The organism is Micromonospora coriariae (genome assembly GCF_900091455.1).
Taxonomy (GTDB): domain Bacteria; phylum Actinomycetota; class Actinomycetes; order Mycobacteriales; family Micromonosporaceae; genus Micromonospora; species Micromonospora coriariae.
Genome location: NZ_LT607412.1, coordinates 3,551,456 through 3,573,783 on the forward strand (window position 1 = coordinate 3,551,456; position 22,328 = coordinate 3,573,783).

Annotated in this window: 20 protein-coding genes and 1 pseudogene; 14 read left to right on the forward strand and 7 right to left on the reverse strand. The window is 70.6% G+C overall.

From position 1 onward, the window contains the following. The first annotated feature begins 79 nt into the window (after positions 1-79). Positions 80-1,345: an ATP-binding protein gene (locus GA0070607_RS16675; protein ID WP_089021890.1), complete on the forward strand. Its 1,266-nt coding sequence runs from the start codon at positions 80-82 to the stop codon at positions 1,343-1,345. Positions 1,346-1,347: 2 nt separating this feature from the next. Further along, the gene (locus GA0070607_RS16680; RefSeq protein WP_172899192.1) at positions 1,348-2,034 is read left to right on the forward strand and encodes a response regulator; all 687 of its coding nucleotides are present in this window, start codon (positions 1,348-1,350) and stop codon (positions 2,032-2,034) included. Here the strand turns inward: GA0070607_RS16680 and GA0070607_RS33410 are convergent. After that, positions 2,032-2,235 (reverse strand): annotated as a pseudogene (locus GA0070607_RS33410) (PIG-L deacetylase family protein); the annotation flags it as partial. The gene GA0070607_RS16680 and the pseudogene GA0070607_RS33410 overlap by 3 nt on opposite strands. Before the next feature lie 432 nt (positions 2,236-2,667). On the opposite strand from GA0070607_RS33410, the gene GA0070607_RS16690 reads away from it, so the two are divergent. The 5 genes from GA0070607_RS16690 (at position 2,668) to GA0070607_RS16710 (ending at position 8,405) form a co-directional block, all read left to right on the forward strand. After that, positions 2,668-4,305, forward strand: coding sequence for a peptide ABC transporter substrate-binding protein (locus GA0070607_RS16690; RefSeq protein WP_089019030.1), 1,638 nt, complete (start codon positions 2,668-2,670; stop codon positions 4,303-4,305). Between the two features lie 148 nt (positions 4,306-4,453). Beyond that, positions 4,454-5,380, forward strand: a complete 927-nt coding sequence (locus tag GA0070607_RS16695; RefSeq protein ID WP_089019031.1) for an ABC transporter permease — start codon at positions 4,454-4,456, stop codon at positions 5,378-5,380. After that, positions 5,373-6,341: an ABC transporter permease gene (locus GA0070607_RS16700; protein WP_089019032.1), complete on the forward strand. Its 969-nt coding sequence runs from the start codon at positions 5,373-5,375 to the stop codon at positions 6,339-6,341. Before GA0070607_RS16695 ends, GA0070607_RS16700 begins: the two co-directional genes overlap by 8 nt. Before the next feature lie 26 nt (positions 6,342-6,367). Next, a complete protein-coding gene (locus GA0070607_RS16705) occupies positions 6,368-7,396 on the forward strand; it encodes an ABC transporter ATP-binding protein (RefSeq protein WP_089019033.1) in 1,029 nt (342 codons plus the stop codon). Beyond that, positions 7,389-8,405: an ABC transporter ATP-binding protein gene (locus GA0070607_RS16710; RefSeq protein ID WP_089019034.1), complete on the forward strand. Its 1,017-nt coding sequence runs from the start codon at positions 7,389-7,391 to the stop codon at positions 8,403-8,405. The genes GA0070607_RS16705 and GA0070607_RS16710 overlap by 8 nt, the downstream gene beginning before the upstream one ends. A gap of 168 nt (positions 8,406-8,573) precedes the next feature. Here the strand turns inward: GA0070607_RS16710 and GA0070607_RS16715 are convergent, their stop codons facing one another. After that, positions 8,574-8,879, reverse strand: a complete 306-nt coding sequence (locus GA0070607_RS16715; RefSeq protein WP_089021892.1) for a chorismate mutase — start codon at positions 8,877-8,879, stop codon at positions 8,574-8,576. Between the two features lie 456 nt (positions 8,880-9,335). Here GA0070607_RS16715 and pcrA point away from each other — a divergent pair, with 456 nt between their 5' ends. After that, positions 9,336-11,741: a DNA helicase PcrA gene (pcrA, locus tag GA0070607_RS16720; RefSeq protein WP_089019035.1), complete on the forward strand. Its 2,406-nt coding sequence runs from the start codon at positions 9,336-9,338 to the stop codon at positions 11,739-11,741. A gap of 99 nt (positions 11,742-11,840) precedes the next feature. On the opposite strand, the gene GA0070607_RS16725 is transcribed toward pcrA, so the two are convergent. Both GA0070607_RS16725 and GA0070607_RS16730 read right to left on the reverse strand, forming a co-directional pair. Further along, positions 11,841-12,605 (reverse strand): M23 family metallopeptidase, encoded by a 765-nt coding sequence (locus GA0070607_RS16725; protein ID WP_089019036.1) that lies wholly within the window; start codon positions 12,603-12,605, stop codon positions 11,841-11,843. A 274-nt stretch (positions 12,606-12,879) separates the two neighbouring features. Next, a complete protein-coding gene (locus tag GA0070607_RS16730) occupies positions 12,880-13,587 on the reverse strand; it encodes a M23 family metallopeptidase (protein WP_089019037.1) in 708 nt (235 codons plus the stop codon). Positions 13,588-14,033: 446 nt separating this feature from the next. On the opposite strand from GA0070607_RS16730, the gene GA0070607_RS16735 reads away from it, so the two are divergent. The 3 genes from GA0070607_RS16735 to sucD all read left to right on the forward strand — a co-directional run bounded on the left by GA0070607_RS16735 (position 14,034) and on the right by sucD (position 16,937). Beyond that, a complete protein-coding gene (locus GA0070607_RS16735) occupies positions 14,034-14,438 on the forward strand; it encodes a cobalamin B12-binding domain-containing protein (RefSeq protein ID WP_074314422.1) in 405 nt (134 codons plus the stop codon). A gap of 430 nt (positions 14,439-14,868) precedes the next feature. Beyond that, positions 14,869-16,047 (forward strand): ADP-forming succinate--CoA ligase subunit beta, encoded by a 1,179-nt coding sequence (gene sucC / locus GA0070607_RS16740; RefSeq protein WP_089019038.1) that lies wholly within the window; start codon positions 14,869-14,871, stop codon positions 16,045-16,047. A 2-nt stretch (positions 16,048-16,049) separates the two neighbouring features. Next, positions 16,050-16,937 (forward strand): succinate--CoA ligase subunit alpha, encoded by an 888-nt coding sequence (gene sucD, locus GA0070607_RS16745; protein WP_089019039.1) that lies wholly within the window; start codon positions 16,050-16,052, stop codon positions 16,935-16,937. 130 nt (positions 16,938-17,067) lie between these two features. On the opposite strand, the gene GA0070607_RS16750 is transcribed toward sucD, so the two are convergent. Beyond that, a complete protein-coding gene (locus tag GA0070607_RS16750) occupies positions 17,068-17,334 on the reverse strand; it encodes a hypothetical protein (protein WP_089019040.1) in 267 nt (88 codons plus the stop codon). A gap of 201 nt (positions 17,335-17,535) precedes the next feature. Between GA0070607_RS16750 and GA0070607_RS16755 the strand changes: the two genes are divergently transcribed. Further along, positions 17,536-18,825: a cell division protein PerM gene (locus GA0070607_RS16755; protein ID WP_089019041.1), complete on the forward strand. Its 1,290-nt coding sequence runs from the start codon at positions 17,536-17,538 to the stop codon at positions 18,823-18,825. Between the two features lie 69 nt (positions 18,826-18,894). On the opposite strand, the gene GA0070607_RS16760 is transcribed toward GA0070607_RS16755, so the two are convergent. After that, the gene (locus tag GA0070607_RS16760) at positions 18,895-19,455 is read right to left on the reverse strand and encodes a DUF4190 domain-containing protein (RefSeq protein WP_089019042.1); all 561 of its coding nucleotides are present in this window, start codon (positions 19,453-19,455) and stop codon (positions 18,895-18,897) included. 26 nt (positions 19,456-19,481) lie between these two features. Next, complete coding sequence (locus GA0070607_RS16765) at positions 19,482-19,784, reverse strand: CD225/dispanin family protein (RefSeq protein WP_089019043.1); 303 nt, start codon at positions 19,782-19,784, stop codon at positions 19,482-19,484. A gap of 178 nt (positions 19,785-19,962) precedes the next feature. Here GA0070607_RS16765 and purN point away from each other — a divergent pair, with 178 nt between their 5' ends. Continuing rightward, positions 19,963-20,583 carry a phosphoribosylglycinamide formyltransferase gene (gene purN / locus GA0070607_RS16770; RefSeq protein WP_089019044.1) on the forward strand — a complete coding sequence of 207 codons (621 nt, stop codon included), beginning with the start codon at positions 19,963-19,965 and terminating at the stop codon, positions 20,581-20,583. Beyond that, positions 20,580-22,151, forward strand: a complete 1,572-nt coding sequence (gene purH / locus GA0070607_RS16775; RefSeq protein WP_089019045.1) for a bifunctional phosphoribosylaminoimidazolecarboxamide formyltransferase/IMP cyclohydrolase — start codon at positions 20,580-20,582, stop codon at positions 22,149-22,151. The genes purN and purH overlap by 4 nt, the downstream gene beginning before the upstream one ends. Positions 22,152-22,328 lie beyond the last annotated feature (177 nt).

Consider the following 22,328-nt stretch of genomic DNA (forward strand, 5'->3'; position numbering starts at 1 on the left):
ATGTCGGGGGCGTCCCCGTGGTCGCGGTACGCCGCAGCGTGTGACGATCGGATCCACCAACCTCGCCCGACCCGCCACCGTGACCAGGGAGCCTCCGATCAGCATCGTGACCCCGCCGCCGCGCCTCTACCGCGCCCCCGAGCACCGGATGGCCGCCGGCGTCGCCGCCGGCATCGCCGACCACCTCGGCATTTCGGTGCTGCGGGTGCGGGTCGCGTTCATGGTGCTGCTCGGCCTGAGCGGGCTCGGCCTGCTGCTCTACGCGGCCTTCTGGGCGGTGGTGCCGCTGCGGCCCGGTGACACCGCGGTGCCGCCCCGGCGGGACGTGGCCCAGCTCCTGCCGTTCGTGGGGATCGGGCTCGGCGTCCTGCTGATCCAGGTGATGGTCTTCGACTCGGTCGGCGCGGCGGGCACCGCCGGCTGGCTGGTGGCCATCATCGCGGTCGGCGCCGGGGTCATCTGGCACCAGTCCGCGCCCGAGCGGCGGCGGCGGTGGGGCGACACGATGCCGGTGCCCTGGCTCGGCGCGGTGGTCGAGGAGAGTGACCGGCGAGCCTTCGTGCTGCGGTTCATCGGCGGCGGGGTGCTGGTCGCTGTCGGCATCATCGGCGTCGCGGCGGTCTACTCGCCGGCGCAGAACTTCGACGCGGTGATCAACGGCGTCATCTTCGCGCTGGTCGGGCTGGCCGGGGTCGGTGTGGTCGCCGCGCCGGTGCTCTGGCGTACGTACAGCCAGCTCCGCTCCGAGCGCGAGGGGCGCATCCGCGAGCAGGAGCGGGCCGAGCTGGCTGCGATGGTGCACGACCAGGTGCTGCACACGTTGGCCCTGATCCAGCGCAACGCCGGTGACGTCAAGACGGTGCAGCGGCTGGCCCGGGGGCAGGAACGTTCGCTGCGCAACTGGCTCTACAAGCCCACCGCCTCGCCGAACGAGCGGCTCGCGGCCGCGCTCGAGCAGGCCGCGGCCGAGGTCGAGGACACCTTCGCGATCACGGTGGAGGCGGTGGTGGTCGGCGACCGGGAGACCGACGAACGGGTCGGCGCGCTGGTCGCCGCCGCGCGGGAGGCGCTGGTGAACGCGGCCCGGCACGCGGGGGTGCAGACCGTGTCCCTCTACGCCGAGGTCGAGCCCGATCAGGTCAGCGTCTTCGTCCGGGACCGGGGAGCGGGCTTCGACCCGGATACCGTGGAGGACCACCGGCACGGCGTACGCGGCTCGATCATCGGGCGGATGAAGCGGCACGGCGGACGGGCCGAGATCCGGTCCGGCCCGGGGGAGGGGACCGAGGTCCGGTTGATCCTGCCGATCTCCCGGGACTCGTCCGCAGCGGAGAGGAACAGATGACCATGGCCGAGCAGTCGATGGAGCACCTCGATCCGGCGGACGCCCGCCCCGAGCGGCTGCGGGTGTTCCTGGTGGATGACCACGCGATGTTCCGGGCCGGGGTACGCGCGGAGTTGGGCGCCCACGTCGAGGTGGTGGGCGAGGCGAGCACGGTGGCCGAGGCGGTCACCCGGATCGCCGCGACCGGACCGGACGTTGTGCTGCTCGACGTGCACATGCCCGACGGTGGCGGACGCGCGGTGCTGGAGGCGATGCGGCGCAGCCATCCGCAGGTCAAGTTCCTGGCGCTGAGCGTCTCCGACGCGGCGGAGGACGTGATCGGGCTGATCCGCGCCGGCGCCCGTGGTTACGTCACCAAGACCATCTCGCCGGACGAGCTGGCGGCGGCGATCCGTCGCGTCGCCGACGGCGACGCGGTGTTCAGCCCTCGGCTGGCCGGGTTCGTGCTGGACGCCTTCGCGGCCCGCCCGGACGCCCCGGTGGCCGACCCGGAGCTGGACCAGCTCACCAACCGGGAGCGGGAGGTGCTGAGGCTGCTCGCTCGGGGGTACGCGTACAAGGAGATCGCGAAGGAGCTGTTCATCTCCATCAAGACTGTGGAGACGCACGTGTCGAACGTGCTGCGCAAGCTCCAGATGTCCAACCGCTACGAACTCTCGCGCTGGGCGGCGGACCGCCGGCTCGTGTGACCTGGTGAGGTCGACGGCGTGATCCGGGGCGGGGCCGCCGGCGTCGCCCCGGGTGATGATCAGACAAGCCGCCTCGACGCCCTCGTCCACCCAGCCGGCAATCGTGCCTGTGCAGCCGAAGTCGACATCGTCCGGATGGGCAGAGACGGCCAGCGTGCGCCGGACGTCGGACGGCACCGGAGCGGACGCGGGGGAGCTCACAGCACCCGAGTCTGCGCCGGGCGCCGGTGTCCGGCTGGGCCACGTATTTCCTGCTCAGGGCTGTCCGACCCGACCAGTTTGTGATCGTTTTTCAAGTATCGGCAACGCGGCGGGCAACTAACGGCTTGATAACGGCACCTTCACGGAAGCGGCCGGTGAGTGTCACAGTGGCAGCACCTCACCCTCGGTGTGCGGCACTCCGTACGGCCCACGACCACGACCTCCGCGTTTCGCGGCCGGTTCGTGGCTGTGTCGCCTGCGCCGGGTCGTACCTCGTCGGGTGGGGGAGCCCGGCGGATCGGAACATCAGGGGTGTCTCCAGCTTCCCTGTGAACCCGGCGACCCGCGCCCCGGGGTGGTCGGGCGGTGTCACCCCCAGACGTGCGTGAAACCCACGACGGAACCAGGTTTAGAAAGAGGAGGCCCCTCGGAATGAGAGTCTCGAAGCGGGCGACGAGCGCGATCGCGCTCAGCGCGGCTGCCGCGCTTGTCGCGAGCGGTTGCTCGAGCGGTGACGGCGACGGCGACGCCGCCGCCAGCAAGGACGGCTCGATCGTTATCCACGGCGTCCAGCCGGAGAACCCGCTGGTCCCGTCGAACACGACGGAGACCGGCGGCGGCAAGATCATCGACTGGATGTGGACCGGCCTGGTCGAGTACCCGAACGACGGTGGGGCCCCGCGCAACGCGCTGGCGGAGTCCATCAACACCACGGACTCCAAGGTCTTCACGATCAAGATCAAGAAGGGTACCAAGTTCCACGACGGTACCGAGGTGAAGGCGAAGAACTTCGTCGACGCCTGGAACTGGGCCGCCTACTCGCCGAACGGCGCGCAGAACGGCTCCTTCTTCTCGGACATCGCGGGCTTCGACAAGACCTACACGTCGGACCCGGACGGCGAGGGCCCGAAGAAGGCTCCGGCGCCGACGGCCGAGAAGCTGTCCGGCCTGAAGGTCATCGACGACCAGACCTTCGAGGTCACCCTGGCGGCCCCGACCGCGGTCTTCCCGACCAAGCTCGGCTACAGCGCCTTCATGCCGCTGCCGGACGTGTTCTTCACCCAGAAGCCCGAGGAGTTCGGCAAGAACCCGATCGGCAACGGCCCGGTGAAGTTCGTGTCGTGGGACGACAACGTCCTCATCAAGCTGACGCGCTTCGACGACTACAACCTGCGCGACACGATGAAGGTCAAGGACGTCGACGTCAAGCTCTACCAGGACGAGACGGCGGCCTACAACGACCTGCTGGCCAACAACCTGGACTTCCTGGAGTCGATCCCCACCTCGGCGCTCGCCGGTGACAAGTGGAAGACCGACCTCGGTGAGCGGGGCCTTTCGACCACCACGCCGACGACCGGTCTGATCGCGTTCCCGATCTACGACAAGCGCTTCCAGAACCCGAAGCTGCGTCGTGCCGTGTCGCTGTCGATCGACCGCCAGGAGATCACCGACAAGATCTTCTTCGGTACCCGCAAGCCGGCCGACAGCTGGGCGAACCCGCTGACCCCGGGCGCCAAGCCGGGTAACTGCACCGCCTGCAAGTTCGACAAGGCCGAGGCCCAGCGGCTGCTGGCCGAGGCCGGTGGCTTCACGGGCGAGATGGTCTTCTACTACAACACGGACTCCAGCCACAAGGACTGGATGGACGCCGTTGCGCAGCAGGTCAAGACCAACCTCGGCATCGAGGCTCGCGCCGAGGGCATGCCGACCTTCGCGGTCTTCCGCCAGCAGGTCAACGCGCACAAGATGACCGGCCCGTACCGCGCCGCCTGGCAGCAGGACTACCCGGACGTGGAGAACTGGATCAACCCGCTCTACGTGACTGGTGGCTCCTCGAACGACGGCCTCTACAGCAACCCGCAGGTCGACGCCCTGGCCAAGGCCGCTGGCGCCGCACCGAGCCTGGAGGCCTCGCACGAGCAGTTCGCCAAGGCGGTCGAGCTGGTCGACCAGGACGTCCCGAGCATCCCGGTCTACTTCTACGGCCAGCAGTCCGGCCACTCGGAGAAGGTCAAGAAGCTCGAGCTGAACAACGTCGGCGAACTCGACATCACCTCGGTCGAGCTCTGATCCGAACGGTCTGACCCCGGGTCGGGCTCGCCACATCAGGTGAGTCCGACCCGGGGCCGTTCCGCGAGTGAGTGTTACAACATCCACTCGCCACGTTGTCGCCACCGTGTCGGCCGTCCGACGCGCCCCCTGTCTGGAGGACCACCCCATGGGCCGTTATCTGTTGAGACGGCTGCTCCAACTCGTGCCGGTCTTCATCGGTACGACGTTCATGATCTACGCCCTCGTCTGGGCCGTTCCGGGCGATCCGTTCGCCGGCAAGTGCGGTGACCGCCGCTGCCCGGACCAGTACATCGCCTTCATGACCGAGAAGTACCACCTGGACCAGAACGTCTTCGTGCAGTACGCGAACTACATGAAGAACCTGCTCCAGGGTGACTTCGGTCAGACGTTCTCGCAGCGCGAGATCAGTGACATCATCCTGACGTCGTACCCGAACACGCTGAAGCTGGCCCTGGTGGCGCTCAGCATCGAGGCCGTGATCGGCCTCGGCGCCGGCGTGCTTACCGGTCTGCGGCGCAACGGGTTCCTGGACAACCTGGTCCTGGTCTCCACGCTGTTCCTGATCGCGCTGCCGGTCTTCGTCGTCGGCTTCGTGCTTCAGTGGCTGCTGGGCGTGCAGTGGGGCATCATCAAGCCGACCGTCTCCTCCGAGATGCGGCTCTCCGAACTGATCGTGCCGGGCTTCGTGCTCGGTAGCGCGTCAGTGGCGTACATCGCCCGGGTGGCAAGAACGAGCATCGCGGAGAACCGCCGCGCCGACTACGTGCGTACCGCCATCGCCAAGGGCCTCCCGATGCGCCGGGTGGTGGGCGTGCACCTGCTGCGCAACTCGCTCATCCCGGTGGTCACCCTGCTCGGCACCGACCTCGGTGCCCTGATGGGCGGCGCGATCGTCACCGAGGGCATCTTCGGCATCAACGGAATCGGCCGCCAGGTCTTCCGCGCGATCGTCACCAAGGAAAGCGCTACCGTGGTAGGGATCGTGGTCGTCCTGGTGCTGGTTTATCTCCTGATGAACCTGCTGGTTGACCTGCTCTACGCCGCCCTGGACCCAAGGATCCGCTATGAGTGACCCGAGCACCGCATCGATCGTCAGCACCCCTCCCGCGCAGCCCACCGACGCCGGCACCCCCGCCGCGGCGGGCGTGCCGCAGAGCAACGAGAAGCCGCGCGGCCTGCTCGGCGACGCCTGGCGGGACCTGCGGCGCAAGCCGCTGTTCTGGATCTCGGCCACGCTGATCGTGGTCTTCCTGCTGATGGCGGCCTTCCCGGCGCTGTTCGCCCCGGGCGACGCGGTCAACGGCACGCTGTCCCGGAGCCTCAACAAGCCGTCCGCCGATGGCTGGTTCGGTTACGACGTGCAGGGTCGGGACGTCTACGCCCGGGTCATCTACGGCGCGCGTGCCTCCATCGTGGTCGCCGTGCTCTCCGTGCTCGGCACCCTGCTGGTCGGCGGTGCGATGGGCATCATCGCCGGCTACCGAGGTGGCTGGGTGGACGCTCTGCTCAGCCGGATCGCCGATGTCTTCTTCGGCCTGCCCTTCGTGCTCGGCGCGATCGTCATCCTGACCACGTTCAACGGCTCGAACTCCGGCAACAGCAAGGCCCAGATCATGGGCCTGGTGATCGCCTCCCTGATGGTGCTGAGTTGGCCGGTCGTGATGCGGCTGATGCGTTCCTCGGTGCTGGCCACCAAGGAGGCCGACTACATCGTCGCGGCTCGGGCGCTGGGTGCCGGCACCGGCCGGATCATCCTCAAGCACCTGCTGCCGAACTGCCTGGCGCCGCTGCTGGTCTACGGCACGATCATGGTCGGCTCGTTCATCGGCGCCGAGGCCACCCTGTCGTTCCTGGGCGTCGGCCTGAAGTCGCCGGTGGTGTCCTGGGGCATCATGATCAGCGACGGGCAGCAGTTCATCCGGGTCGCGCCGGGGCTGGTGTTCTTCCCCGCCGCGTTCCTCGTCACCGCCGTGCTGAGCTTCGTGATGCTCGGTGAGGCGGTCCGCGAGGCCCTCGATCCGAAACTCCGCTAGGGGAGATCCAGTTGTCCGACATTCTCGTGTCCGAGCAGTCCGCGCCGGGAACCGGCGGCTCCGGACGTCCCTCCGGCCGGCTGCTCGAGGTCGACGACCTGCGGGTGGAGTTCCGTACCCGGGACGGCGTCGCCAAGGTCATCAACGGGGTCACGTACCACGTCGACGCGGGGGAGACCCTCGCCGTGCTCGGCGAGTCCGGCTCCGGTAAGAGCGTCACGGCGCAGACCATCATGGGCATCCTCGACACCCCGCCCGGCTTCGTCACCGGTGGGCAGGTCCGCTTCCACGGCAAGGACATGCTCCACATGTCCAACGAGGAGCGCCGCCGCATCCGCGGCGAGGGCATCGCGATGATCTTCCAGGACGCGCTCTCCGCGCTGAACCCGGTCTTCACCGTCGGGTTCCAGATCGCCGAGCAGTTCCGGGTCCGGCGGGGCATGGGTCGCGCGGAGTCCAAGAAGCGCGCCATCGAGATGCTCGACCAGGTCAAGATCCCGAACGCCAAGGGCCGGTTCAGCAACTATCCGCACCAGTTCTCCGGCGGTATGCGGCAGCGCGCCATGATCGCGATGTCGCTGGCGCTCGACCCGGAGGTGCTGATCGCGGACGAGCCGACCACCGCGCTCGACGTGACCGTGCAGGCCCAGATCATGGACCTGCTCGCCGAGCTTCAGCGTGAACGGCAGATGGGCATGATCCTGATCACCCACGACCTCGGTGTGGTCGCCGACGTCGCGGACCGGATCGCGGTCATGTACGCGGGCCGGATCGTCGAGGAAGCCGACGTGTACGACCTGTACGCCAAGCCGGCGCACCCGTACACGTTGGGCCTGATCGACTCGATTCCGCGGCTGGACGAGAAGGGGCAGCAGCTCCGGACGATCAAGGGCCTCCCGCCGAACCTGATGAACATCCCGCCGGGCTGCCCGTTCAACCCGCGCTGTCCCATGGCTCAGCCGGTGTGCCGGGAGAAGCTCCCGCCGCTGCTGCAGGTGGGCACCGCACGGGCCAGCGCCTGCCACTTCGCCGAGGAGCTGGTGAACCGTGTCTGAGAACATCATCGAGGTCCGTGACCTGGTCAAGCACTACCCCGTCACCCAGGGCGTGGTGTTCAAGAAGACCGTCGGTCAGGTCAAGGCGGTCGACGGGGTCTCGTTCGGTCTGGGTGCCGGTGAGACCCTGGGCGTGGTCGGCGAGTCCGGCTGCGGCAAGTCGACCCTCGCCCGCGTGCTGATGAACCTGGAGCGGCCGACCGCCGGCAGCGTGGTCTACAAGGGCCAGGACATCTCCAAGCTCTCCGGCGGGGCGCTGCGGCGCCTCCGCCGGCAGATCCAGCTGGTGATGCAGGACCCGTACACCTCGCTGAACCCGCGGATGACCGTCGGTGACCTGCTCGGTGAGCCGTTCGAGATCCACCCGGAGGTGGCGCCGAAGGGCAGCCGTCGGGCGAAGGTCAGGGAGCTGCTCGACCTGGTCGGGCTCAACCCGGAGCACATCAACCGGTACCCGCACCAGTTCTCCGGCGGTCAGCGTCAGCGCATCGGCATCGCCCGGGCGCTCGCGCTGCGGCCCGAGGTGATCGTCTGCGACGAGCCGGTGTCGGCGCTGGACGTCTCCATCCAGGCCCAGGTGATGAACCTGCTGGAGCAGCTCCAGGGCGAGTTCGGGCTCTCGTACGTCTTCATCGCGCATGACCTGTCGGTGGTCCGCCACCTCTCGGACCGCGTCGCGGTGATGTACCTCGGCAAGATCGTTGAGATCGGCACCGAGGACGAGATCTACGAGCGGCCGACCCACCCGTACACCCAGGCACTGCTGTCGGCGGTGCCGGTGCCGGACCCGACCCAGCGGCACAACAAGACGATCATCCGGCTCACCGGTGACGTGCCGTCGCCGATCAGTCCGCCCTCGGGCTGCCGGTTCCGGACCCGCTGCTGGAAGGCGCAGGACGTCTGCGCCGAGCAGGTCCCGCTGCTGGAGATCCGGCGCAGCTCGGACCACCCGAGCGCCTGCCACTTCGCGGAGAAGCGCGAGATCGTCGCGAGCCACGAGGCCGCCTGAGTCACCGGAACCGCCTGCCGACGTCACCATGACGACGGCAGGCGGTTTCGTTTGTCCGGGAACCCGGGCTGCCTCCTCCGGCGGCCACCGGCCAGCCGTGGCGTCGGCCGGTCGCCGCGCGCGCCGGCGAGCGGCTGCCGACCGAGCCGGATGGCCGGCCCGGGCGGCTCACAGCGGGCCGCGCCCCGCCCGGAGCAGCAGCAACGCCAGTTGGGTGCCGTCGGCGCCGAGCGCGACCCGGAAACGCTCCAGGATCTCCCGTTCCCGGGAGAGCACCAGGCGCGTCCCGCCGGACGCCATCCGGGTCGCCCCCACCTCCTGGGACAGCGTGGCCCGCTCGTGCCAGAGCGAGATCAACGCGTTGTCGATCTCGTCGATGCGTTCCCTGATCTGCACGATCCGTGCGGCGGCGGCCGGCTCCGCGGTGCCGGTCCGTGCCCCACCCGGCCCGCCGTCCTCGGCCGGTGGCGCCATTCCCGCCACGGGCTCGCTCCCGTCGACCGGGGGCTGCTCCGCCCCTGGCCGGACCGGCCCGCCGCTCTGCTCCGCCACGTCTGTCATCATCGGGTACCTCTCGCACTGTCGTGCCCGGTGCCCGGATCCCGGGACGAAAAAGCCCCGGGCTCCAGGAGCCCGGGGCTTTCGCAGGTCTGATCGATCAGGCGCGACCTACGGCTGCCGGACTCCCGGTGCCGTAGTAAAAGTAGTAGCGCTGAGCGAACACGCCGTCGAGTATGCCCATGTCGCCCGCCCGTGCGCAAGGATTCCGTGTCAACAGGGCACCTCCCGGGCTCCGGCATTCCGCAGGCGGGCCCCTGAGTGACCACCAGGTTGCCTCCACCGTCATCGTTCCGCGGCGCGGGCGGGCGCGCCGGCGACGCCACCGCACGGTCGGGAAGTGTCTGGCCGGCGGCATAGACTTGTCGCGCGATGCATCCTCTCTTCGACATTCCCGCGTCCCCGCCTGCGCCGGAGTCCGCGCCGGCCCGTCCGGACCGGCCCCGGCCGGCCGCCGTCCGCCTCGATTCGCAGCAGCTGCTCGCCGGGCTGAACGGGCCGCAGCGCGACGCGGTCACCCACGCCGGCTCGCCGCTGTTGATCGTCGCCGGCGCCGGGTCCGGCAAGACCCGGGTGCTCACCCACCGGATCGCCTACCTGCTCGCCGCGCGGGACGTGCACCCCGGCGAGATCATCGCCATCACCTTCACCAACAAGGCGGCCGGCGAGATGAAGGAGCGGGTGGCCGCACTGGTCGGCCCGCGGGCCCGGCTGATGTGGGTGTCGACGTTCCACTCCGCGTGTGTCCGGATCCTGCGCGCCGAGCACGAGCACGCCGGGCTCAAGTCCACGTTCTCGATCTACGACGCGGACGACTCGCGCCGGCTGATGCAGCTGGTCACCCGCGAGCTGGACCTCGACCCGAAGCGCTATCCGGCGCGCGGGTTGGCCGCCCAGGTCTCCAACCTGAAGAACGAGCTGGTCGACCCGGAGCAGTTCGCGGAACGGGCCAAGGGGCCCAACGAGCGGGCGCTCGCCGAGGCGTACACGCTCTACCAGCGGCGGCTGCGCGAGGCGCACGCGCTGGACTTCGACGACCTGATCATGACCACGGTGCATCTGCTCCAGTCCCATCCGCACGTGGCCGAGAGCTACCGCCGTCGGTTCCGACACGTGCTGGTCGACGAATACCAGGACACCAACCACGCTCAGTACACGCTGATCAAGGAGCTGGTCTCCGGCACCGCGGGGCTGGATCCGGCCGAGCTGTGCGTGGTCGGTGACGCCGACCAGTCGATCTACGCGTTCCGGGGCGCGACGATCCGCAACATCCTGGAGTTCGAGCGGGACTTCACCGACGCGCGGACGATCCTGCTGGAGCAGAACTACCGCTCCACCCAGACCATCCTGAACGCGGCCAACGCGGTGATCGACCGGAACACCTCGCGCAAGCCGAAGCGGCTGTGGAGCGAGGCCGGCGCCGGCGAGCAGATCGTCGGCTACGTGGCCGACACCGAGCACGCCGAGGCGGACTGGGCGGCCCGGGAGATCGACCGTCTGGTCGACGCCGACGAGACCCGCCCCGGCGACGTCGCCGTCTTCTACCGCACCAACGCCCAGTCCCGGGTCTTCGAGGAGGTGTTCATCCGGGTCGGCCTGCCCTACAAGGTGGTCGGCGGAGTGCGCTTCTACGAGCGCAAGGAGGTCCGCGACGCGCTCGCGTACCTGCGTTCGGTGGTCAACGACGACGACACGGTGAGCCTGCGGCGGGTGCTGAACACCCCGCGCCGGGGGATCGGCGACCGAGCGGAGGCGTGCGTCGAGGCGCTCTCCAGCCGCGATCGGATCTCCTTCGGCGCGGCGCTGCGGCGGGCCCGCGAGGCGCCGGGCATCTCCAGCCGGGCGGCCAACGGCATCGCCGACTTCGTGGCGCTGCTCGACGGCGCCCGGGAGCTGGCCGAGACCGGCACTCCGGAGGAGGTGCTGGAGGCGCTGCTGACCCGTTCCGGCTACCTCACCGAGCTGGAGGAGAGCCTGGACCCGCAGGACGCCGGCCGGGTGGACAACCTCCAGGAGCTGGTCAGCGTCGCACGGGAGTACACCGAGCGGATCGAGGCGACCGGCGCCGAGGGCGAACGGGCCACCCTGGCGGGCTTCCTGGAACAGGTCGCGCTGGTCGCCGACGCCGACCAGATCCCCTCCGACGATCCCGACCATCAGGGCGTCGTCACCCTGATGACGCTGCACACCGCCAAGGGACTGGAGTTCCCGGTGGTCTTCCTGACCGGGCTGGAGGACGGCGTCTTCCCGCACCTGCGTTCGCTGGGCGACACCCGTGAGCTGGAGGAGGAGCGCCGGCTGGCGTACGTCGGCATCACCCGGGCCCGACAGCGGCTCTACCTCTCCCGGGCGGTGACCCGCTCGGCCTGGGGGCAGCCGGCCTACAACCCTCCGTCGCGGTTCCTGGAGGAGCTGCCGCCGGAGCTGGTGCACTGGGAGCGCACCGAGGGGTCGTACACCTCGTGGGCCGGTGGGGGCGGCGGCGTCGGTGGTCGCGCGGACCGCGCGCCGGGCGTGCGAGGGACCTTCAGCGGGGGAACGCCGAAGGCGGCGCAGCTGGCCAAGCGGCTCGGTGTCGACGGCAGCCGCCTGACCACGGCCAGCGAGCTGCCGCAGGGGCCGAAGGTGGCGGCCGGTGACCGGGTCAACCACCAGCGGTACGGGTTGGGGCGGGTCGTCGCCGTCGAGGGGCACGGCCCGGGTGCCCGCGCGCAGATCGACTTCGGTGACCAGACCATGTGGCTGGTGTTGCGCCACGCCCCGATCGACAAGCTCTGACCCTGAGGACCGCGGGCGCTCAGATCCGCACTAGGTAAGGGAAATGGTGGCCTCCGCATCGCTGGAGGCCACCATTTCCCTTAGGTTGGGTGCGTCGGCTCAGCAGCCCAGGTTGACGCCGTGGGCCCGCATGAACGGCGCCGGGTCGATCTGGTTCCACATGCCCTTGTGCACCTCGAAGTGCAGGTGCGGGCCGGTGGCGTCGCCCGTGGCGCCCTCGTAGCCGATCACCTGGCCGGCCTTGACCTTCTGACCCACGGTGACCGCGATGCGGCTCTGGTGGGCGTAGTGGGTCAGGTAGCCGTTGCCGTGGTCGACGAAGACGGAGTTGCCGTACCCGTCGGCGGCGTCACCGGCCTGGACGACCGTGCCGGCGGCCGCGGCGTGGATCGGCGTGCCGGAGGGCAGCGCCAGGTCGATACCGGCGTGCAGGGTGCCCCAGCGCTGGCCGTAGCAGGACGTGACCGAGGCGCCCGGCATCGGGTCGACCCAGGCCGGCGTCGGCTTGGTGGTTCTCTTCGGCTTGGGCTTCGGCTTCGCGGTGGCCGTCTTCGTCGGCGCCGGGCTGACGCTGGCCGCCGTGGGGGCCGTCGGGCTGGCCGAGGGGGAGACCTGCGCGTTCGGCTCGCGGGCGGAGCGGTCCGCCCGGCTGGCGGCCTCGGCCCGGGACTGCGCGTCCAGGGAGACGGCGGTGGGCGTCGGGCGGTCCGGGCCGGTGGTGGCGACGGCGACGCCGCCCAGGCCGAGGGCCACCAGGGCGGCCGCGCCGAGCACGATCAGGCGGTTCCGCCGGCCGGCGCGCTGCGGCCGCTCGGCGGCGGTGTCGGGGGTGTTCTCGTTCTGGACGGGGCTGTCTTCCTGCACGGCGGACCTTCACAGTCGAGGGGGCACTTGACCTCGAAATACTGGTGTCGGGCAGAGCCGGGACAGGTACGGGGACCGGGTGGCCAGCCGACGGGTCGGGTGCCACCTGTCCGGATATGCCCCGCTCAGGGGTATTCCATCCCGAAAATTGATCTTGGTGTTCAGTGGCGCCGGCCACACTCGGTGCTGTGATCCAGCAGACATTCGGTCCACACCAGCGACAAAAAACCGCCCGGATCAACAGATCCGGGCGGTCAACGGTCAGTACGCAGCGTCAGGACGCGGCTACCTCGTTGTAGATTGCCTCGACTCCCAGCTTGATGTCCACTCTGCGGTCTTCCAGGAACGGCACGGGGTCGATCGGCTCGCCCTTGACATGGATCTCAAGATGCAGGTGGGTGCCGTAGGCGTGGCCGGTCTGGCCGACCAGGCCGAGCTGATCGCCCGCCTTGACCCGCTGCCCCTCCTTGACGCTCAGGGCGGAGGAGTGGCCGTAGATGGCCTCGCTGCCGTCGGCGTGCTGGACGATCACCGCGTAGCCGTACCCGCCGAACCAGCCGGCCTTGGTGACCAGCCCGTCGTGGATCGCCACGTAGGGCGTGCCCTCGGCGACCACCAGGTCCACGCCGGTGTGCATCTTGCCCCAGCGCACCCCGTAGGGAGAGTTGAAGTCGTAGCCCTGCAGTGGCAGCAACCAGAGCTCGGGCTCGGCCGCGTCGTTGCCCCGGTCTGCGCGGGAGGCGCGGTCGGCGTTGTCGGCACGGGCCGCGGCGTCCTGGCTGGTGATCGACGCCTGCTTCAGCTCGTCGAGCACCGACGGGCTGACGTCCTTGGCGTCCGGAAGGGCGCTGGCGCCGAGCGCGACGATGCCGGCTCCGACGAAGGCGGTGGTGACGACCGCGGCGTAACGGCTGCGCGGGGGGGTGGGTACGCGGCGACGACCGCGATATCTATCGGGCTCAGACGACAGGCGCTGGCGCACGCACACCCTCCGTTGTCGGGGTTCCGAGGCGGCCGGTGGAGGTTCGTGAAGCTCCGGTGAACCTCCGCTGACCGCGTCGTCACCCGTCCTTGGACTTGATGACAACCGTGGACACGTTAGCCAACCACCAGACGAGTCACAAGCCAGAGCGCCGAATTGGCGTGTCGGTCTGTCCGTTTGCGTCCATGATTGTCACGCCTCGTGACGTCAATCGGTGCCCTCGTTACTGCCCGTTCGTCGCCGACCGTGACCGGTCCGGCGGAGTCGTCCGGCTTGACGACGAGGGCCGTCGGAGTCCGGCGGGTGCCGACCCGTACTCGCCGTGACCGTTTCCCGGGGCTGGCGCAGCGCCGGGCGTGTTTTCCGGCCCGGATTTCCCGGGCCCGGCCGGCCGGGTTACCGTTCGTTCAGGTGAAGGCCGTGAAGCCGGTGAAAGGTGTGCGCTGATGAGCTCTCGTATTCGGGTCGTCGTCGCCAAGCCAGGCCTGGACGGCCACGACCGGGGCGCCAAGGTGGTCGCGCGGGCCCTGCGGGACGCCGGGATGGAGGTCGTCTACACCGGCCTGCACCAGACTCCCGAGCAGATCGTGGAGACCGCCATCCAGGAGGACGCCGACGCGGTCGGTCTCTCCGTTCTCTCCGGCGCGCACATGACGCTCTTCCGTCGGGTGCTGGAACTGCTCGGCGAGCGGGACGCGCGGGACATCGTCGTGTTCGGCGGCGGCATCATCCCCAACGGCGACATCCCCGAGTTGGAGAAGCTGGGCGTCGCCAAGATCTTCACGCCGGGCGCCACCACCCAGTCGATCGTGGAGTGGGTCCGGCAGAACGTCGCGCAGCCGGTCGCCTGAGGCACGCCGGAACGGATCGTCGGCGGGGCCGGGCACGGGGGAGGGGCCGGACGCACCCCTCACACGTCCGGCCCCTCTATGCACGATGCCCCGCCGCCACCCCTCGACCGACAGGGCATCGGCCGTCTCCCGTCATCGCGCTGATCAGCGCTCCGACACCTGACTCAACGACGCCCCGACGGCCGGGTTACGCACCCTCGGCAACATCGCCCGGACGGCTGACGCCGCCCGCGCCGCGCCGGGAACCGGCCGTGTCCGACGCCTGGTTGTGCATTACCGCACACCGTGCACCCGCTCGGTTGCCGGTCGTGCCCACCTCGCTAGGCTGCGGCCAATGGCCTGTGTCAAGTGATGACAGGCGTCAAACTGTTTTCTGAACGCTGGTGGCGGCGCGACGGCGCGCCGCGGAGACGGGACGGGACGCGCAATCGTGGACCTGTACGAGTACCAGGGGCGGGACCTGTTCGAGCGGCACGGCTTGCCCGTGCTCGCCGGCGGCGTCGCCACTACCCCGGAGGAGGCCCGCGCGATCGCCGAACGCCTCGGCGGTCGGGTGGTCGTCAAGGCGCAGGTGAAGGTCGGCGGCCGAGGCAAGGCCGGCGGCGTCAAGCTGGCCGAGGGCCCGGATGAGGCGGTGGCCAGGGCCACCGACATCCTCGGCATGGACATCAAGGGTCACACCGTCCACAAGGTCATGATCACGGTGACCGCGGACGTGGCCGAGGAGTACTACTTCTCGTACCTGCTCGACCGGGCGAACCGCACCTTCCTCTGCATCGCCAGCGTCGCCGGCGGCATGGACATCGAGCAGGTCGCCGCCGAAACCCCGGATCGCGTGGTCAAGGCTCCGATCGACGCGAACGTCGGCGTCGACGAGGCCAAGGCGCGGGAGATCGTTTCCGCGGCCGGCTTCCCGGCCGAGGTCGCCGACCAGGTGGTCGAGGTGGCCGTCGGCCTGTGGCAGGCGTTCGTCGCCGAGGACGCCACCCTGGTCGAGGTCAACCCGCTGGCGAAGAACGGCGACGGGCGGATGCTGCTGCTCGACGCCAAGATCACCCTTGACGAGAACGCCGCGTTCCGGCACCCGGACCACGAGGCCCTGGTCGACCAGGCCTCGGTGGACCCGCTGGAGCAGGCCGCCAAGGAGAAGGACCTCAACTACGTCAAGCTCGACGGCGAGGTCGGCATCATCGGCAACGGCGCGGGTCTGGTCATGTCGACCCTCGACGTGGTCGCGTACGCCGGTGAGCGGCACGGCAACGTCAAGCCGGCCAACTTCCTCGACATCGGCGGCGGCGCGAGCGCCGCGGTGATGGCGAACGGCCTGGAGATCGTCCTCTCCGACCCGTCGGTGAAGAGCGTCTTCGTCAACGTCTTCGGCGGGATCACCGCCTGCGACGCGGTCGCCAACGGCATCGTGCAGGCGCTGGCCCTGCTGGAGCAGCGTGGTGAGAAGGTCACCAAGCCGCTCGTCGTCCGCCTCGACGGCAACAACGCCGAGGCCGGACGGGCGATCCTCGACGACGCGAACAACCCGCTGATCCAGCGGGTCGACACCATGGACGGCGCGGCCGAGCGGGCCGCCGAGCTGGCAGCTGCGGGGGTCTGATCATGGCTATCTGGCTGACCAAGGACTCCAAGGTCATCGTGCAGGGGATGACCGGTTCCGAGGGTTCCAAGCACACCCGGCGGATGCTCGCCGCCGGCACCAACGTCGTCGGTGGCGTCAACCCGCGCAAGGCGGGCCAGAAGGTCGACTTCGACGGCACAGAGCTGCCGGTCTTCGCGTCCGTCGCGGACGCGATGGCCGAGACCGGGGCGGACGTCACTGTCATCTTCGTGCCGCCGCAGTTCACCAAGGCCGCCGTGGTCGAGGCGATCGACGCCGCGATCCCGCTGGCCGTGGTGATCACCGAGGGTGTGCCGGTGCACGACACCGCCGCTTTCTGGGCGTACAACCTGGCGCAGGGCGAGCGGACCCGGATCATCGGGCCGAACTGCCCGGGCATCGCCTCGCCGGGCGCCTCCAACGCCGGCATCATCCCGGCCGACATCACCGGCTCCGGCCGAATCGGCCTGGTCAGCAAGAGCGGCACCCTGACCTACCAGATGATGTACGAGCTGCGCGACATCGGATTCTCCACCTGCGTCGGCATCGGTGGCGACCCGATCATCGGGACCACCCACATCGACGCCCTGAAGGCGTTCGAGGCCGACCCGGAGACCGACGCCATCGTCATGATCGGTGAGATCGGCGGTGACGCTGAGGAGCGGGCCGCCGAGTTCATCAAGGCGAACGTCACCAAGCCGGTGGTCGGTTACATCGCCGGCTTCACCGCGCCGCCCGGCAAGACCATGGGCCACGCCGGGGCGATCATCTCCGGTTCGGCCGGCACCGCCGAGGCGAAGCAGGCGGCGCTGGAGGCGGTCGGAGTCAAGGTCGGCAAGACGCCGACCGAGACCGCCCGCCTGATGCGCGAGATCATGTCCGGCAGCTGAACGGACCAGGCAACACCGCAGGGGGTCGACCGGTTCCGGTCGGCCCCCTGCGCGCACCACCCGGGAGATCCGTGTCGACGGCCGTGGCGGCCTGCGGTACGAGCATCGGCTCGTCGGCTGACCAGCCCGCTCAGTCGTTGTTCCAGAACGGGTAGTTGCCGGTGGAGCGCAGGATCGCTCCGCCGATGATGTTGATCACGCCGAACGCGATGGCGAGGTAGCCGAGGACCGGCGACTGGTTGTACCGCCGGGCGTCGCGGATGGACAGGTAGCCGAAGATGATGCCGAGGATGCCGCAGCAGATCAGGCCCAGCACGATGCCCAGCACGCCCCAGAGGGTGGTCCGGTCCCGTCCCCTCGCCGGTGGTGGCGGGGGCGGCGGGTATGCGCTCGTCACGGCGTACTCCCGGAAGTCATGGACGGTGGGTCGACCTGGACCGCGACCGGCGGATCCGACCCGGGCGGCGGCGACAGCCGATCCCTCAGGGCCGAGGCTAGACCGGGCCGCTCGTCCCGAAGCCGGATTCGGTCAACTCGCCGCCCTTCGGGGTGGCTTAACGGACTGCTCCCGCACCCGGGACGTGCCAGAGTAGAGCGGATGTCCCCCGTCACCCCTGACCATCCGAGCCGTGCCGGCGGTGTGAGTGCCGACGACCGGCCCGTCGGCCGTGCCGTGCCGGCCCGGCGGGTGCCCGCACCCCGCGCCGGTGGGTCGCCGCGCGGGCGCGCACCACTGCCCGTCGCCGCCGGGGTGGCCGCCGGCTGGGCCGCACTCACCTCGTACCTGCCGGTCGCCATCGTGCTCGGCCTGGTCCAGCTCGGCGCGGATTCCGCGACTCTGAGCGGCACAGTGCGCACCGCGCTGGCCGGCTGGCTCCTCGGGCACGGTGTGCCGCTGCGCACCGAGTCCGGCCCGTTCGCGCTCGCCCCACTGGCGCTGACCGTGCTGGCGCTCTGGCGGCTGACCCGGGCCGGCGTGCACGTCAGCCGCGCGATCGGGGCCCGCGACACCCGCTCACCGCGCCGCGCGCTGCTCGCCGCGGGCGCGGTCGGCATGGCGTACGCGCTGCTCGGCGCCCTGGCGGCGGTGCTGGTCGGCGCCGGTGGGCCGGCGGTGTCCCCGATACGGGCGGCAGCCACGTTCGCGGTCGTCGGCACGCTCGCCGCGCTGGTCGGCGCGACCCGGATCACCGCCGTCACCCGGCTGCTCGTCGCCCGGATGCCGGGTCCACTACGGGACGGCGTGCGCACCGGGCTGGTGGCCGTGCTGCTGCTGCTCGGGGCGGGTGCCGGCGCGGCCGGCCTGGCGGTGGCCACCAGCGGTGGGGATGCGGCGGACATGATCGGGGCGTACCGGACCGGGGTGGCAGGGCAGGCCGGCATCACGCTGGTAAGCGTGGCGTACGCGCCGAACGCCGCGATCTGGTCGACGAGTTATCTACTCGGGCCGGGCTTCATGGTCGGCACCGACACCGCGGTCCGCACCAGTGAGGTGTCGGTCGGCGCGCTGCCGGCCGTACCGCTGCTCGCCGGCCTGCCGCGCGGCCCGGTGGACGGCCTCGGCGCCCTGCTGCTCGCGGTGCCGGTGCTGGTCGGGATGGTCGCCGGCTGGCTGCTCGCCCGGCGGGTGGCCCGGGTCGCCGGGCCGGAGCGGGCCCCGCGGCGCTGGGCCCAGTTGCTGGCGCCGGCAGCGTTGGCCGGGCCGGTGGCCGGCGTGCTGGTCGGCGTGGCCGCCAAGGTCTCCGGCGGCCCGCTCGGCGCCGGCCGGCTGGCGCAGCTCGGGCCGGTGGCCTGGCAGGTCGGCCTCGTGACGGGCGGTGTCATCGCGGTTGGCGCGCTGCTCGGTGCCGCCGCCACCCGCGCGCTCACCCGTGCCCCAGCTCAGTGACCACGCGCCACCGGTGCGACCGCGGGGCGCCCCGGACGAATCCAGAGCGCCCCGTCACGATCAGACCGGTCAGGGCTGGGTCGGAAGGCTGACCTGCGCCACGACGCTCAGGATGAGCAGCAGGATGCCCAGCCCGACACCAACGGCGCCGCAGATCAGGCCGGCCTTGGCCTGCCCGGCGTTGCTGGCCTGGCCCTGGGCGACCTTCTGCCGGGCCAGGTAACCGGTCACCACGCCCGCGATGCCGAGCGGGATGCCCAGGTAGAGACAGCAGACCAGCGGGATCGACGCGATACCGAGAATCATCGACACCAGGCCGAGGGTGTTGTTCTGCCCCTGCGCCTGCTGTGGGTAGCCGGCGTTCGGGTACGTCGGCGCGCCGTACGGCGGCTGCTGCTGCTGGCCGTACGGGTCCTGGTACGGCGGCTGCTGGCCGTACGGCTGCCCCGAGGTGGGCTGCTGGCCGTAGGGCTGCCCGGAGGTGGGCTGCTGGCCGTACGGGTTCTGCGGCGGCTGGCCGTACGGGGCGGCCGGCGGCGGGGCGTACGGGTCGTGCGGCGGCTGGGGGGCGGTCGGGTCCTGATTGGGCTGCTGGCCGTACGGGTCCTGACCGGGGTTACCGGGCTGCATTCGAGAAGCTCCTTGGACTGGTTCCGTCAGTAGCTGCTGTTGTTGTCGCTACTCATGATCGCGCCAAGACCGCCCAAAGCACAGCACACCAAGAAGATGACATACCACGCGATGCCCACGATCAGGGCCCACTTCGACCACTTCCGCGACTCCGCGGCGGCCGCCTGGGCCCCTGCGTAGTCGCCCTGCTGGAGCAGAGGGTTGACCTTCGACGCGTTGATGATCGCCGGGATGGCCAGCGGCCAGAAGAGGAAGATGGCGACGATCGACATCGTCATGTTGTTGTTGATCGGTGGCGGCTGCTGCTGGGGGTGGTAACCGGGCTGCACGGGGTGCTCCTCATTCCAACGACACGGCTGGCGTGCCGGATCAGCGACGGGGTGCGGGCCGGCACAGCGTCCAGCCCGAGCGACCGGCAGCGTACCGGGTCGATGCCCGTCGGCACTGTCAAAGATCGGCGCGCCGCCCAGCCGATGGGTGTCCTGACCTGCCCGATAGGGTGGCCAAGTGACCGAGCCCGCGTCCGCCGCCCGCATCGTCGTCCTCGTCTCCGGCTCCGGGAGCAACCTGCAGGCGCTGCTGGACGCCGCCGCCGACCCCGCGTACGGCGCACAGGTCGTCGCGGTCGGCGCGGACCGTGACGGCATCGCGGGCCTGGACCGGGCCGCGGCCGCCGGCGTGCCGACGTTCGTCGAGCGGGTCCGCGACCACGACACCCGGGAGGACTGGGACCGGGCGCTCACCGCGCACGTCGCGAAGCACCAACCCGACCTGGTCATCTCCGCCGGGTTCCTCAAGCTGGTCGGCCCGCACTTCCTCGCCGCCTTCGGTGACCGCTACCTGAACACGCACAACACCCTGCTGCCGGCGTTCCCCGGCATCCACGGCCCGCGCGACGCTCTCGCCTACGGCGTGAAGCTCACCGGGGCCACGCTCTTCTTCGTCGACGCCGGCATGGACACCGGGCCGATCGTGGCGCAGGTCGCGGTTCCGGTCCTCGACTCCGACGACGTGGAGACGCTCACCGAGCGCATCAAGGAAGCCGAGCGGCGCCAGCTCGTCGAGCAGGTCGGCCGTCTGGTCCGCGAAGGCTGGACCATCACCGGAAGGAAGGTCACGGTTCCGTGAGTTCCACTCAGGACGGGCGCCGCCCGATCAGGCGGGCGCTGGTCAGCGTCTACGACAAGACCGGGCTGGTCGAGCTGGCCCAGGCCCTGCACGCGGCCGGTGTGGAGATCGTGTCCACCGGCAGCACGGCGGGCACCATCGCCGCCGCCGGGGTGCCGGTGACGCCGGTGGAGACGGTGACCGGCTTCCCCGAGGTGCTCGACGGCCGGGTGAAGACCCTGCACCCGAAGGTGCACGCCGGTCTCCTCGCCGACCTGCGCAAGGACACCCACGTCGCGCAGCTCGACGAGCTGGGAGTGGCCGCGTTCGACCTGCTGGTCTCCAACCTCTACCCGTTCCAGGCGACCGTCGCGTCCGGCGCCGGCGTCGAGGAGTGTGTGGAGCAGATCGACATCGGCGGCCCGGCCATGGTCCGGGCCGCCGCCAAGAACCACGCGTCGGTCGCCGTCCTCACCGACCCGGCCGGCTACCCGGCGCTGATCGGCGCGCTCGGCGAGGGGGGCTTCACACTGGCCCAGCGCCGCGCGCTGGCCGCCAGGGCGTTCGCCGACATCGCCGAGTACGACGTGGCCGTGGCCCGGTGGTGCGCCCAGGAGTTGGCGCCCGCCGACGACTGGTGGCCGCAGTTCGCGGGGCTGGTGCTGCGCAAGTCGACAGCGCTGCGCTACGGCGAGAACCCGCACCAGCCCGCCGCGCTCTACACCGACCCGGACGCCCCGGCGGGGCTGGCCCAGGCCGAGCAGTTGCACGGCAAGGAGATGTCGTACAACAACTACGTCGACGCGGACGCCGCCTGGCGGGCCGCGAACGACTTCGCCGACCAGCCGGCCGTCGCGATCATCAAGCACGCCAACCCGTGCGGCATCGCTGTGGGCGCGGACGTGGCCGAGGCGCACCGCAAGGCGCACGCCTGCGACCCGGTGTCGGCGTACGGCGGCGTGATTGCGGTCAACCGTCCGGTCTCGGTCGAGTTGGCCCGGCAGGTGGCCGACATCTTCACCGAGGTGGTGGTCGCCCCCGGCTTCGACGAGGGCGCGGTGGAGGTGTTGCAGGGCAAGAAGAACATCCGGCTGCTGCGGGCGCCGGCCTGGACGCCGGGGCTTGTGGAGTTGCGGCCGGTGACCGGTGGCGTGCTGGCCCAGGTCGCCGACCGGGTGGACGCCCCCGGCGACGACCCGGCGACCTGGCAGTTGGCGACCGGCGAGGCCGCCGACGAGGAGTTGCTGCGGGACCTCGCGTTCGCCTGGCGGGCGGTCCGCGCGGTGAAGAGCAACGCGATCCTGCTCGCCCGGGACGGCGCCACCGTGGGGGTCGGCATGGGGCAGGTCAACCGGGTCGACTCGGCGCAACTGGCGGTCAGCCGCGCGGGCGCCGACCGGGCCCGGGGGTCAGTCGCCGCGTCGGACGCGTTCTTCCCGTTCGCCGACGGCCCGCAGATCCTCATCGACGCCGGCGTCCGCGCCATCGTGCAGCCCGGCGGCTCGATCCGCGACGAAGAGGTCATCGCCGCGGCCAAGAAAGCCAACGTCACCATGTACCTGACAGGCACCCGCCACTTCTTCCACTAACCCTCCCGCCCCCGCGCCCCGCGCCTCTCCCCGCCCCCGCGCCCCGCCCGCACCCCCACCCCGCGCCGATCTAGGGCATGTTGTCGCTCGTTGATCTCGAACAGCAGCGATGAGCCCTAGATCGACGGCGTGGGGGGCGGCGCGGGGCGGCGGGGGGCAGCGCGGGGCGGCGTGGGG